Below are 13539 nucleotides of genomic sequence, written 5' to 3'. Positions count from 1 at the left end.
ACAATTCAATTAATTGCATATTGTTAAGCAATCATTATTGTGATCTTGTTTAGTCTCTCGTCTAAAGCGTGTACAATACTGCGCTTATTTCTACAATGCCTGAGGCAAATTTTGTGATCGAAAACTTGCGTAATATCGCCATCATCGCCCACGTTGACCATGGTAAAACAACTATCGTCGATAAATTACTACAGCAATCTGGTACGTTCGGTGAGCGTGAAACCGTTGCTGAGCGCGTGATGGACTCAAATGATCTCGAAAGAGAGCGCGGAATTACTATTCTTGCGAAAAATACAGCGATTAAATGGAATGACTATCGTATCAATATCGTAGATACCCCAGGACACGCCGACTTCGGTGGTGAGGTAGAACGCGTTATGTCTATGGTAGACTGCGTTCTATTGCTGGTTGACGCGATGGATGGCCCAATGCCACAAACTCGTTTTGTGACACAAAAAGCATTTGCTAACAACTTAAAACCTATTGTTGTTATCAATAAAGTTGACCGCCCTGGTGCGCGTCCAGACTGGGTTGTTGATCAGGTATTTGACCTGTTCGTAAACTTAGGTGCAACTGACGAACAACTTGATTTCCCAATTATCTATGCATCTGCATTAAACGGTATTGCGGGAACAGATTACAATGACATGGCTGAAGATATGACTCCGTTATATGAAGCTATTGTCAAATATGTAGAGCCACCAAAAGTGGATCTGGAAGGTACATTCCAGATGCAAATTTCTCAGTTGGACTACAACAACTACATGGGTGTTATCGGTATCGGTCGTATTAAGCGTGGTAAAGTTAAACCTAACCAACAAGTGACTATCATCGATAGTGAAGGTAATACCCGTAACGGTAAAGTCGGTAAAGTTTTAGGCCATTTAGGCTTAGAGCGTATCGAAGTTGATGTTGCTGAAGCTGGCGATATCATCGCAATCACTGGTTTAGGTGAACTGAATATCTCTGATACGATTTGTGAAGTGGGTGCTGTTGAAGCGCTACCTGCATTAGCCGTTGATGAACCAACTGTTAGCATGTATTTCTGTGTTAATACTTCACCATTCTGTGGTCGTGAAGGTAAATTCGTGACTTCTCGTCAGATTTTAGATCGTCTGAAAAAAGAGTTAGTCCATAACGTTGCATTACGTGTAGAAGAAACTGAAGATCCAGATGCATTCCGTGTATCAGGTCGTGGTGAGCTTCACCTGTCAGTTCTGATTGAAAATATGCGTCGTGAAGGTTACGAATTAGGTGTATCTCGTCCTAAAGTTATCTTCCGTGATATTGACGGTCGTAAACAAGAGCCTTTCGAACAAGTTACTATCGATATTGAAGAGCAACACCAAGGTGATGTGATGCAAGCGATGGGTGAGCGTAAAGGCGAAATGCGTGATATGCAACCAGATGGTAAAGGACGTGTACGTTTAGACTACATTATCCCTAGCCGTGGTCTGATTGGTTTCCGTACTGAATTTATGACCATGACATCAGGTACTGGTTTACTGTATGCAACATTCAGTCATTATGATGATGTTCGTCCAGGTGAAATCGGTCGCCGTAATAACGGTGTTATGATCTCTAATGGCCAAGGTAAAGCCGTTGCTTACGCCCTGTATAGCTTACAAGACCGCGGTAAATTATTCGTTACTCATGGTGCAGAAGTGTATGAAGGCCAAGTAATTGGTATTCATACTCGCTCTAATGACTTAACAGTAAACTGCTTAACAGGTAAAAAGCTAACTAACATGCGTGCTTCTGGTACAGATGAGGCGACAACGCTGACTCCACACCTGAAACAAACATTAGAACAAGCATTAGAATTTATTGATGACGATGAGTTAGTTGAAGTTACTCCGCAGTCTATTCGTCTGCGTAAGCGTTATCTGTCAGAAAATGATCGTCGCCGCGCTTATCGTAGCAAAGACTAATTCGTTATTCTGATAACATAATTCTTAGGGCGCGTTTAGCGCCCTGAGTTTGTACTCGGCATACTTCACGTTACAGTGGCGTTGACTATGCTCAGTTAGTCGAGACATAGCTTATCTATTCTATGTTCTCCGGCTATCTTCATTTATCGCCTGCCTGTAACTCAAATTATGTAGAGTAGATGTTGCTATAAGACGAATGCGGTGGAAACTAATCCCCACCGCATAAGTTCTCTCTTTTTCCCTGCCTTTTCTTATTTTTTATCCCTTGTCTGCATTTACAACTTAATCGTTGTACTAGTCACCAATACTATTTCGAAGCACAGATGAAAGCAGTCTCATTTTTCCTCTATCCCAATCCTTTTTTATGTTTTACAAAAAAATTAAGTGTGATTATTGTACTTTTTTAGCGTTTAAGCCTGTTCAGTAAAGCGATTTATGATTAAAGTAAAATGAGTTTTCTATTATGGAGAGGATTTATGCTTTATATCTTTGATATGGGTAATGTGATTATTGATATCGATTTTAACCGGGTATTCGCAGTATGGAGTAAACTCAGTGGTGTTCCATTAGCGAACATAAAAAAGAACTTCACCACAGGAGAGATCTTTAAATTACACGAACGCGGCAATATTACAGACATCGAATTTGCAGAAGAAATCAGCTCAGAATTAGGGATGAGCCTAAGCTTTGAGCAATTTGCTGAAGGCTGGCAAGCTATTTTTATCGCAGTTCGCCCCGAAGTTATTGATATAATGAATAAATTAAGAGAGCAAGGACATCGGGTTGTTGTGTTATCGAATACTAATCGCTTACACCAAGATTATTGGCCTGAGCATTATCCTGAAATTGCGGCTTCTGCAGATTTCCTCTATCTATCTCAAGATATTGGAATGAGAAAGCCAGATCCTGAAATCTATAAATATGTTTTACAGTCTGAAGACATTGAAGCACAAGATGCCGTTTTCTTTGATGATATAAAAGCAAATGTTGATGCAGCAATTGCAGTAGGCATGAAAGGTGTACATGTTATTGATAAACACACAGTCATTGACTATTTCAAAGATTACGATTTTACTCTCCCAGTAGAAGAATAATGCTATCTTAAGGATAACAATAGATTGAATTTGTTATCCTTTTTTATTGATTTATTTTGGAGAGAGCATGATTGCGTTAATTCAACGAGTGACACAGGCAAACGTGGATATTGCTGGTGAAACAGTCGGCGCTATTAATCAGGGATTATTGGTTTTATTAGGTGTAGAGAAAGACGACAACGAACAGAAAGCCAAAAGACTATGTGAAAAAGTATGTGGTTATCGCATCTTTAGTGATGAAAATGACAAAATGAACCTAAATGTGCAACAAGCTGGTGGTAGTTTATTAGTTGTCTCTCAATTCACACTTGCCGCGGAAACACAAAAAGGTATGCGTCCAGGATTTTCAAATGGTGCGCCCCCAGAATTAGCGAAAAATCTCTATCACTACTTTATTGAACAATGTCAGCTACAAGGTTTAGAAACGCAAACAGGCCAATTTGCCGCAGATATGCAAATCACACTGACTAATGATGGCCCAGTCACCTTTTGGTTGCAGGTATAACGTCGAACGCACAGTCGTGTTAAAAGGAGCTCAGATATGTACCATTTACGGACACCAAAGACAGAGGCGGAATTTGATGCCTATTATGCTTTTCGTTGGGAAATGCTTCGTAAACCTCTACATCAACCTGAAGGCTCTGAAAAAGACGGTTATGACACCTTTGCTCATCACCAAATGGTTGTTGATGAAATAGGGCAACCCGTTGCAATTGGGCGACTTTATATTAATGCGGATAACGAAGGGGCTATCCGCTTTATGGCAGTACGCACTGATGCGCAAGGTAAAGGCTTAGGTACTCTTGTTGCTATGGCTTTAGAGTCATTGGCTCGCCAAGAAGGTATAAAACGGATCGTGTGTAGTGCAAGAGAAGAGTCTGTAAGCTTCTTTGAAAAATTGGGTTATGAAAATTGTGGCTTAGTTACAGGTCCACAAACGACACCCATAAAGCATTTCTTTATGAAAAAAAGTATTGAGTCCTTAGATGATATTCTTCATCGGCCTGATTGGTGTGCTGAATTACAAAAACAATGGCATCAACATATCCCATTAAGTGAAAAAATGGGGTTGCGCATTACTCAATACACTGGCACTCGTTTTTATACCACTATTCCTGAAGCAGGAAATCAAAACCCCCATCACACCATTTTTGCTGGTAGCCAATTTTCACTTGCCACCTTAACAGGTTGGGGATTGATTTGGTTATTAATGCAAGAGCATAAATTACAAGGTGATATTGTGTTGGTGGATGCCCATATTCGTTATCGAAAACCTGTTTCTGGGCGTCCTGCAGCCGTTGCTGATATGGAAAATCTAAGTGGTGATTTAGGGCGATTAGCTAAAGGGAGCAAGGCACGCATCAAGTTAGATGTCGATATTTGTGGTGATGAAGGGGTTGGTGCTGTTTTTAGTGGTACTTATATTGTTTTACCTGCACAAAATAAGCAATGTTAGGTGATTGAGGTTAATTGATTGAATTTAATTGTTTTTTATCTTTTTTGCGTTAAGGCGTGTGGATAATTAATCTATACTTTAATGCTTATCTTATTAGGTTTGCCACAAAAATTCGTCCTTTAAGGCAAGGAGAATGCCAAAGTGTTTCTATCGCGATCCAATTGATGTATATTTCGCAGTTTACGGAGGGAAGCATGGACACCAATTTATCTACTCGTCTTAATAAATATATCAGTGAAAGCGGGATCTGCTCACGTCGTGAGGCTGACCGTTATATTGAGCAAGGATTTGTCCTTATTAATGGCAAACGCGCCGGTATTGGCGACCAAGTATTTGCTGGTGATGAAGTCAAAGTTAATGGTCGATTGATTGAAGCACAGGATAATTCTGAGTTGGTGCTGATTGCGCTGAATAAACCTGTGGGTATTGTCAGTACCACAGATGATGGCGAAAAAGATAATATTGTTGATTATGTTAACCACAGTACCCGTATTTTCCCAATTGGGCGTTTAGATAAAGATTCACAGGGATTGATTTTCCTAACTAACCACGGTGATTTAGTCAATAAAATCTTACGTGCAGGTAACGATCACGAAAAAGAGTACCTTGTGACAGTGAATAAACCGATCACTGATGAGTTTATTCATGGAATGGGCGCAGGCGTTCCTATCATGGGACAAAAAACCAAGAAATGTAAGGTCAAGAAAGAAGCGCCAATGGTGTTTCGTATTACCTTAGTTCAAGGATTAAATCGCCAAATTCGTCGTATGTGTGAATATTTTGGTTATGAAGTCACTAAGCTTGAACGTGTTCGTATTATGAATGTGAGTTTATCGGGATTGCCTGTTGGTGAATGGCGTGATCTGACCGATGATGAACTGATTACCTTATTTGAAGCGATTGAAAAATCAACGTCTGAAGTGCCACCAAAAGCAAAACAAAGTAAACCTAAAAAACAAATCAGTAGTAATGCAAAAGCCTTGGGTATTCATATTCCTCAAACAAAAACCAAAGAAACGGAAAATAACTCTCGTAAGCGCTTTGTTCAGCCGGGTCGAAAAAAGAAAAAACGCTAATATCATCTCTGTAAATACGATAAAAACAAAAAAACACCTGGAAGGGTGTTTTTTGTTTGTTCTATTTAGGTATTAATAAAATTAGTCTAAATTCAACTCATCTAATTTGTTTTGACGACGTTCAAGCACAATCGCGGCAAGTTCGGCATCCATAACCCGTTCAATTAAGGCGTCATAGTCTTCTTTAGATAGGCAATAGAACAACGGAGTTTTGTTGTCATCACACACAAGCAGTGTGCTGTTATCTTCAAGTGCAGTTAAAGGAGATTGTTGAAACGTGTTTAAAGATATTTTTTCAGGGGAAAAATCTTCGTCAGACATGAAAACTCCACAATAAAGAAAAGGGCAATAGCGCATTGTAACGCTTTTTATTAAGGGAGCAATCCGTGCTCCTGCGAAAGATCAATATTATAGGTGATTAATTATTTCGCCATTTTGTATTTCTGAATTGAGTATTTGTTGCTCACCTTTACTTCCAGTTAATGTGCCATTGAGTGTTGATATCACTGGAATTGCACGTAAATTACCTTTCAGTTTTAGTGTAAATTGGCCTATTTCATCAGAGTAGGTTGTTTTTAAACCTAATGTATAAGGCGTTGATAAAGGCACATTGAGTCCATTAGCAATGAGTGAGAACTGACGTTGTTGGTTAGATTGCACTAAACCTGCTGAGCCTCGCACAATACCATCACCAATAAAGGCCGAATATTGCTCAATAATTGCATTATCTTGCTGAGTGACAATATTTAGATCAGGGCGACGTAATTCAATTCTATTTAATGTTCCACTATCTGCATTTAATATAGCTGAACCTTGCCATAATCCCCATTCACCTTCTTTTGCAATAATTAAATTTTGTAGTTTTCCTGTTAATCCTGTGAATTGGAAAGGAAACTCTGGTGTGATATCAATTAAAATTGATTGGTTTATGGATAACTGTTCGATAGTAATATTTTGAATATCACTGCTGTTATTAATAGGCTTAGCTAAAAAAGCGAGCCAATCTTCAGGGAGTGTGTATAAAAGGCCTGAAAGTGTCGCTTCATGAATAGAAATAGTTTTCGAGTCTTTATTCCAATTCCCCGCAAGTTTAATTAAGCCTTTTTCATAACGTAAACTAAGATTATCAATATTGAGTTGATTGTTTTGCTGATTCAGTTTTGCGATAAGATCAGTGAAATGTTCATCTTGGAAAACAACGTCATTTGCGTTGAGTTCACCCGTTGTGAATGTTAGATTTTTATCCCAATCAAACTGAGAAAATTGACCATCAAAACCACTTATTGCCCATTGCTTTCCTTCAGCCGTAAAATCAACAATATTAAGTGCTCTTATGCTAATGCGTGGGTATTTAGAGATTGATTGTATTAAATCACTGAAGGTTTGAGAGGATTGCCAACGTAAGCCATTCATATAAACTTCATCAAACTTCCATTGATTATTTTGATACTGACCACTTAATGAGAGTGAGCCATTAAGTAAACGCGTTCCTAGTTTTTCTATTTGAATATTATTTGGTTGATATTGACCAGAAATAATGAAATTACTGAATTCATTATTATTTATCGTGCCATTAGCAATGGAAAATTGAAAATGGCCTGCACCAATAAAATCTTCCGATGTAGGTGCCCAAGGTGTAATTCCCCCCGTCACTTTTTTCGCTTCGAAAGAAAAATCTGCATTGGTGCTGTTTAAAATCATATTTTTAAATTGCAGAATATCAGCACTTAACGGTATTGATGGAGCCTTATTAGTAAATTCAATATTGCCATTTTCTAATGTGATTTTTTGCAGGTGAGAAGGGGCGGTAAAAAATTGCCAATTAAGTCTAATCTGTGCTGATTTTGCGAATACAGTTGTTTTGTCTTGCTTAGGGTTAACAGAGAGATCATGAACAATAACTTGTTCGGGTTGCATAAGGTCATGTTCAATACCTGAGAAGCGAATATCGTAATCAGTATATTGTGTTAGCCATTCACTTGTTTTTTGCGCTCCCCACTGAGTTTGAATAAAAGCGTAAATTATGATAATAAATAAAATAACGATAAGTATCAGAGATACCATACTTTTCATCAGCCAGCGCATTGCCCTTCTCCTGTTTTAGACTCCATCAAAACATTATACAGTTATGCCTGAAAATTGGGTGATGCTCAAGTATTGATCGGTTAAATCAAAGTGTTTAGAGTGGTTGATTAGTAATAGTCTTGATCATTTCTTTTAGACTGTCAGATTGTGGTTGTTTTACGTCTAAATAAGGCTGTACCTCTGCTAGTATTTCTTTAATTAATTGATATTGTTGTAGCTCTTTGGTGTTTAAATTTTCTTTATCTAATTTTAATTTATTTGCGTAATTAATTAACTGAGTAATTAGTGCATTAGGTTCAATTTTGCCTGAGTGATAAAGATCATAGAAATTAGGTAATATATGAGCTTGTATTGGTAAATATTCAAAAGTATAAGTCAGATAGTCTGCCTTATCCTTTTGTTCAGAACAATTAAGATTAGGGTTTTTTAAAAAGGTATTTAAATCTTTTTTAATATGCTCTAAATTGAAATCAGCAACAGATTTATTTCCTAAATAAGCAAATTGATGGTCACTGTTAAATGATGACAAAATATAATATTTGAGGTAACTGAAAAATTGTTTGACAGTTTTTATCTGAATATTTGTTGATGAATGATTTCTTAAGTATTCAAGAGACGGACTTTTATCAAGTTTCAGTGGTGTTGGCATTTTATTTTCCTTTTAACTTCAGTAAAAAGATAAAGAGTAATTACCGTAGTGAAAAGTAAAATACTTGCATAAAAACATCATTGATTTGAATGTGAAAAATAAAGCGCTATTTCTTAATAAAAGAAATAACGCAGTGTTTTTTTGACAGAGTCAATTTTGATTATTTCTCTGGTGGAAAAATCAAATTTAAAATAATTGCCGTTAATCCCCCAGCAGCAATACCTGATGATAGCAATGTTTTTAGCCAATCAGGGGCAAATTGTAATATTTGAGGTTGTTGGGAAACCCCTAACCCTACCGCAAGTGAAATAGCAAGGATCATAATAGCTCGGCGGTTTAATGCCTCTTTAGACACAATACGTACACCGGACGCAGCTATCGTACCGAACATCACTAATGTGGCTCCGCCTAATACAGGCTCAGGAATTCGTTGCACAAATTCTGCAACAAAAGGAAATAAACCCAAAACAACCAACATGGCGGCAACAACATAGCCCACATAACGACTGGCAACACCCGTTAATTGAATAACACCGTTATTTTGACCAAAACAAGAGTTTGGGAATGTATTGAAAAATGCTGAAACCATGGAGTTAATTCCATTAGCTAATACGCCCCCTTTAATGCGCTTCATATACAAAGGACCACTGACGGGTTGCTCTGAAACATCAGACGTTGCTGTGATATCACCAATGGTTTCTAGCGAAGTGATCATAAACACGAGCATTAAGGGAATAAGCAGATGCCAATCAAATGATAGCCCATAATAAAACGGTTCAGGAATAGTCATCATTGGTGTTTCTTGATGCTCTACTGGTGTTGGCAACATATCCAGTGCCCAAGCAAGAATATAACCCACAGCCATAGCTATGACTAAAGAGGCAACACGTAAATAAGGATTTTTTTGTCGATTCAGTAAAATAATAACAATGAGAACCGAGCCGGCTAGTAATAAGTTCTGTGGCGAACCAAAAGTATTATTTTCAATAGCTGCATAGCCGCCACCAATAGAGGTTAACCCCACTTGGATTAACGAAAGACCAATAATCATCACGACTACACCAGATACTAAAGGCGTTATGATACGTCTTGCCAAGTGAAGTACGCGTGAAAGGACGATTTCTGTTAACGAGGCGACCATTAAAGTTCCAAAAAGGGCGGCCATCATTGTTGGGATATCAGCCCCTCCATTTTTAAGTGCTAATCCCCCCATAATTAAAGGTGCAACAAAGTTAAAGCTAGTTCCTTGAATCGATAATAATCCTGAACCAATTGGCCCCCATGCCCGAATTTGAATAAGTGAGGCAATACCTGATGCAAATAAAGACATGCTGATAATACGTTGGGTATCGTGTGCAGGTAATCCTAAGGCTTGGCAAATTAAAATTGCAGGAGTAATAACCGCGACAAACATAGCTAAAAGGTGCTGACATGCAGCAAAAAGCGTTTGAGCTAATGGCGGCTTTTCTTCTAAAGCAAAAAGAAGTTCGCTATTTTTTTTAACTGAAACATCACTATCTTTAGGCAATTTTTGATTTTCTGAAGTAACCATGGTGTGAATTTCTTATTCGACAAAAACGGTATTTTAATGATCTGCGCCACAAAAGCAATCGTTTGCGTGAAAATGATGTTATCAAAATGCATAAGAGGCGCTCACATTTTTATATGTTTTAACTTGTGTTTGTCGCCATTTTTTTTTCTAATCGGGGATACCTGCTTTTGGCGTTGTTTATGGATGAACTTAGCGTCGTAGTATTTTTATATAAAATTAACAAATAAGACGGGGTACATAAATGTATCATCTTGATGTTTATGGCACGCTGGTTGCGGCCACTTTGGTTCTCTTGATCGGACGTAAGTTAGTGAAATCTGTTCCTTTTTTAGAACGGTATACGATCCCAGAACCTGTTGCAGGTGGGCTACTTGTTGCAGTTCTTTTATTAGCATTTAAATCTTTTATGGATTGGGAAGTGAGTTTTGACCTCTCGCTTAAAGATCCATTAATGCTAGCCTTCTTTGCAACGATCGGTTTAAACGCGAACCTCGCGAGCTTAAAAGCGGGAGGAAAAGCACTTTTTATTTTCATCTTTGTTGTGGTTGGGTTGTTGCTAGTGCAAAACACAGTCGGTATTGCATTGGCGAAAATGTTAGGCCTTGATCCTTTAATGGGATTACTTGCAGGCTCGATTACATTATCGGGTGGTCATGGTACGGGGGCGGCTTGGGGTAAAACGTTCGTTGAAAGTTATGGTTTCATGAGTGCGTCTGAAGTCGCAATGGCGTGTGCAACCTTTGGTCTGGTTTTAGGTGGATTGATTGGTGGCCCAGTTGCGCGTTACTTAATCAAAAATATTCCAACACCAGGACTTGGTACTGACGATCATGAAATGCCAACGGCGTTTGAGAAACCCACCACAGGTAGGATGATTACTTCAATGGTATTGTTAGAAACTATTGCGATGATCTCTATCTGTTTAATGGCGGGCACATTCCTTTCTCAATTATTAGAAGGCACTGCATTCTCATTGCCAACCTTTGTATGTGTCCTATTTATTGGTGTTATTTTAAGTAATAGCCTCTCAATGCTTGGTTTCTATCGTGTTTTTGATAGAGCGGTATCAGTTTTAGGTAACGTGAGTTTATCGTTATTTTTAGCGATGGCATTAATGAGCCTGAAATTATGGGAACTGGCCTCACTGGCGATCCCAATGCTGGTTATTCTAGGTGTTCAGGCGGGTGTTATGGCGTTGTACGCTATTTTTGTGACATTCCGTGTGATGGGTAAAAACTACGATGCGGCGATTTTGGCAGCGGGTCACTGTGGTTTTGGTTTAGGAGCAACGCCAACGGCGATTGCTAATATGCAAGCCGTTACGGATCGTTTTGGTCCTTCTCATCTTGCGTTCTTAGTTGTGCCAATGGTAGGGGCATTCTTTATTGATATTGTGAATGCGATAGTGATTAAACTGTATCTACTGCTACCATTCTTTACGCCTATAGCGGGATAGTTTTACTGTTGTAACTTGAGAAATATCTCTGTATTAAATCGCACCCCAACGTTGTTTTTCAGCATTGGGGTGTTTTTTATGGCGTGTTCTATTTTAATATCACGCCAAACCGCATTTAACGACATACTAAGGCGATGCAAAGAGTGATCTTATGCTTGGCTATATTGTGTCTTAGCAGGTAACCAGCGTTCGATTAAGGCTTGAGAATGCTTAGGGTAGTGTTGATGTAAGTAACGAGCAATACGTTGTACTTCAGGAATGAGCCCTTGGTCGCGTAATAAATCAGCCACTTTAAATTGCGCATTACCTGTTTGTTTGGTACCTAAAAGTTCGCCTGGGCCACGAATTTCGAGATCTTTTTGGGCAATGACAAAGCCATCATTGCTATCTCTTAATACTTGTAATCGTAAACGTGCAGTTTGCGTCAGTGGTGTTTTATAAAGTAAAACACAATGAGAGGCAATTGCACCTCGACCCACTCGGCCACGTAGTTGGTGTAACTGTGCAAGGCCTAGTCTTTCAGGGTTATCAATAATCATCAAACTGGCATTAGGTACATCAACGCCAACTTCGATAACGGTTGTTGCGACTAGAAGATGTAACTCATTTTCTTTAAATGCCGTCATAACAGCTTGCTTTTCAGCAGGTTTCATTCGACCATGTACAAGTCCAACTTTAATTTCAGGAAGTGCGAGTGTAAGTTCATCATAAATTACTTGAGCCGCTTGTGCTTCAAGTACGTCGGAATCTTCAATTAATGTACAGACCCAATAAGCTTGGCGCTTCTCTTCTGTACAGGCGAGCCTAATACGCTCAATAATATCATTACGACGAGTATCGGGGATGGCAACCGTGGTTACTGGTGTCCGTCCGGGAGGTAATTCGTCGATGATAGAAGTATCCATATCGGCATAAGCAGTCATTGCTAGTGTTCGTGGGATTGGTGTTGCCGTCATTACCAATTGATGTGGGTGAAAACCTTGTTCTTCACCTTTTTTCCATAAAGCAAGACGTTGATGCACTCCAAAACGGTGCTGTTCATCAATAATGACTAAGGCAAGGGCGTGAAATTTTACTTGTTCTTGGAAAATAGCATGAGTGCCAATAATAATAGAAACTTCACCATTCGCAATGGCGTTTTGTTGTGCTTCGCGAGCTTTCCCTTTTTGTTTTCCAGCTAACCAACCCACTTGAATACCAAAAGGCTCGAACCATTTTCTAAATGTCAATGCATGTTGTTCTGCTAATAATTCTGTTGGAGCCATTAACGCCACTTGCTTACCATTTGCAATGGTACGTAATGCACTTAATGCTGCAACTAGTGTTTTACCTGAACCTACATCTCCTTGGATAAGTCGCATCATCGGGTAGTTTTTTTCTAAATCATTTTCAATTTCATTGACGACACGTTGCTGAGCATTTGTGGGAGTAAAAGGTAGCATTGCGAGAAATTGCTGGCGTAATGTGGAAGTGCTTGGCATAAACAGCGGTTCTGCACGATAAGATTGCGCACCCGCTCTGGCATTCAGCATGCCTAAATTATGAGCCAGTAACTCTTCAAGGATAAGCCTTTTTTGTGCGGGGTGTTGCCCTTTTTCAAGCTCTGCGAAGGCGATATCGGGAGGCGGATTATGTAAAGTGCGTAATGCGGCTGCTAATGGGGGTAAACCATGAATAAATTGATCAGGCAATAATTCATTAATAGCGCAGGTATCAAGTAATTCTAACGCTTGCTCTATCAGTTTGCGCAATGATGTTTGGCGTAAGCCTTCGGTTGTGGAATAAATTGGGGTGAGTGTTTCTTGCAATTTAACCTCAGCACCTGCCACTTTAATTTTGTATTCAGGGTGGATAATTTCAGGGCCTCGGCTTCCTCGCTTTACTTCACCATAGGCGGTGACTTGTTTACCTTGAGCAAGGTTGTTTTTCATTGCTGCCGTAAAGTTAAAAAAGCGAAGCGTTAAAATACCTGAGCCATCAGAAATTTGGCAGGTCATCATTTTTCGTCGCCCAAAACTGACTTCGGTTCTTAATACTTCACCTGAGACAGTGGCAGGAATACCGGGAAGAAGATCGCTAATAGCATAGAGGTGTGTTTGATCTTCATAACGCAAAGGAAGGTGGAGTAACAAATCCTCAATAGTCACAAGCCCTATTTTTGCCAGCTTGTCTGCCTGACTTGCACCTACGCCGTGAAGAGTGGTTAAGGGGATTGCATCAAGCAGTTTTCCTTTCATGAG

The 13539-nt window shown here is 39.1% G+C and carries 11 protein-coding genes; 6 read left to right on the top strand and 5 right to left on the bottom strand.

Annotated elements, in window-relative coordinates:
- Positions 1-95: 95 nt before the first annotated feature.
- The 5 genes from typA (at position 96) to rluF (ending at position 5557) form a co-directional block, all read left to right on the top strand.
- On the top strand, positions 96-1931 hold the full coding sequence (gene typA / locus ABN256_RS11705) for a ribosome-dependent GTPase TypA (protein WP_072068832.1): 1836 nt from the start codon (positions 96-98) through the stop codon (positions 1929-1931).
- 476 nt (positions 1932-2407) lie between these two features.
- Entirely contained in the window at positions 2408-3025 is a 618-nt protein-coding gene (gene yihX / locus ABN256_RS11700; protein ID WP_072068831.1) for a glucose-1-phosphatase, read from the top strand.
- 67 nt (positions 3026-3092) lie between these two features.
- Positions 3093-3530: a D-aminoacyl-tRNA deacylase gene (gene dtd / locus ABN256_RS11695; RefSeq protein WP_072068830.1), complete on the top strand. Its 438-nt coding sequence runs from the start codon at positions 3093-3095 to the stop codon at positions 3528-3530.
- A gap of 36 nt (positions 3531-3566) precedes the next feature.
- Complete coding sequence (fabY, locus tag ABN256_RS11690) at positions 3567-4481, top strand: fatty acid biosynthesis protein FabY (RefSeq protein ID WP_072068829.1); 915 nt, start codon at positions 3567-3569, stop codon at positions 4479-4481.
- Positions 4482-4675: 194 nt separating this feature from the next.
- Complete coding sequence (gene rluF / locus ABN256_RS11685) at positions 4676-5557, top strand: 23S rRNA pseudouridine(2604) synthase RluF (protein WP_349439490.1); 882 nt, start codon at positions 4676-4678, stop codon at positions 5555-5557.
- Between the two features lie 81 nt (positions 5558-5638).
- Here the strand turns inward: rluF and ABN256_RS11680 are convergent, their stop codons facing one another.
- The 4 genes from ABN256_RS11680 to ABN256_RS11665 all read right to left on the bottom strand — a co-directional run bounded on the left by ABN256_RS11680 (position 5639) and on the right by ABN256_RS11665 (position 9843).
- Positions 5639-5878, bottom strand: a complete 240-nt coding sequence (locus tag ABN256_RS11680; protein ID WP_072068827.1) for a hypothetical protein — start codon at positions 5876-5878, stop codon at positions 5639-5641.
- A gap of 87 nt (positions 5879-5965) precedes the next feature.
- Entirely contained in the window at positions 5966-7642 is a 1677-nt protein-coding gene (locus ABN256_RS11675; protein ID WP_349439489.1) for an AsmA family protein, read from the bottom strand.
- Between the two features lie 94 nt (positions 7643-7736).
- Positions 7737-8291 carry a hypothetical protein gene (locus tag ABN256_RS11670; RefSeq protein WP_196554382.1) on the bottom strand — a complete coding sequence of 185 codons (555 nt, stop codon included), beginning with the start codon at positions 8289-8291 and terminating at the stop codon, positions 7737-7739.
- Positions 8292-8451: 160 nt separating this feature from the next.
- A complete protein-coding gene (locus ABN256_RS11665; RefSeq protein WP_196554381.1) occupies positions 8452-9843 on the bottom strand; it encodes a uracil-xanthine permease family protein in 1392 nt (463 codons plus the stop codon).
- 241 nt (positions 9844-10084) lie between these two features.
- Between ABN256_RS11665 and gltS the strand changes: the two genes are divergently transcribed.
- Positions 10085-11299, top strand: a complete 1215-nt coding sequence (gene gltS, locus ABN256_RS11660) for a sodium/glutamate symporter (protein ID WP_072068823.1) — start codon at positions 10085-10087, stop codon at positions 11297-11299.
- A 149-nt stretch (positions 11300-11448) separates the two neighbouring features.
- On the opposite strand, the gene recG is transcribed toward gltS, so the two are convergent.
- Positions 11449-13536: an ATP-dependent DNA helicase RecG gene (gene recG, locus ABN256_RS11655; RefSeq protein WP_349439488.1), complete on the bottom strand. Its 2088-nt coding sequence runs from the start codon at positions 13534-13536 to the stop codon at positions 11449-11451.
- Between the last annotated feature and the right edge of the window lie 3 nt (positions 13537-13539).

The sequence above is a fragment of the Proteus sp. fly-1008 genome, assembly GCF_040140305.1.
GTDB lineage: Bacteria > Pseudomonadota > Gammaproteobacteria > Enterobacterales > Enterobacteriaceae > Proteus > Proteus vulgaris_B.
Note: the sequence above shows the minus strand (reverse complement) of the source record. Positions and strands in the feature narration are given on the sequence as shown.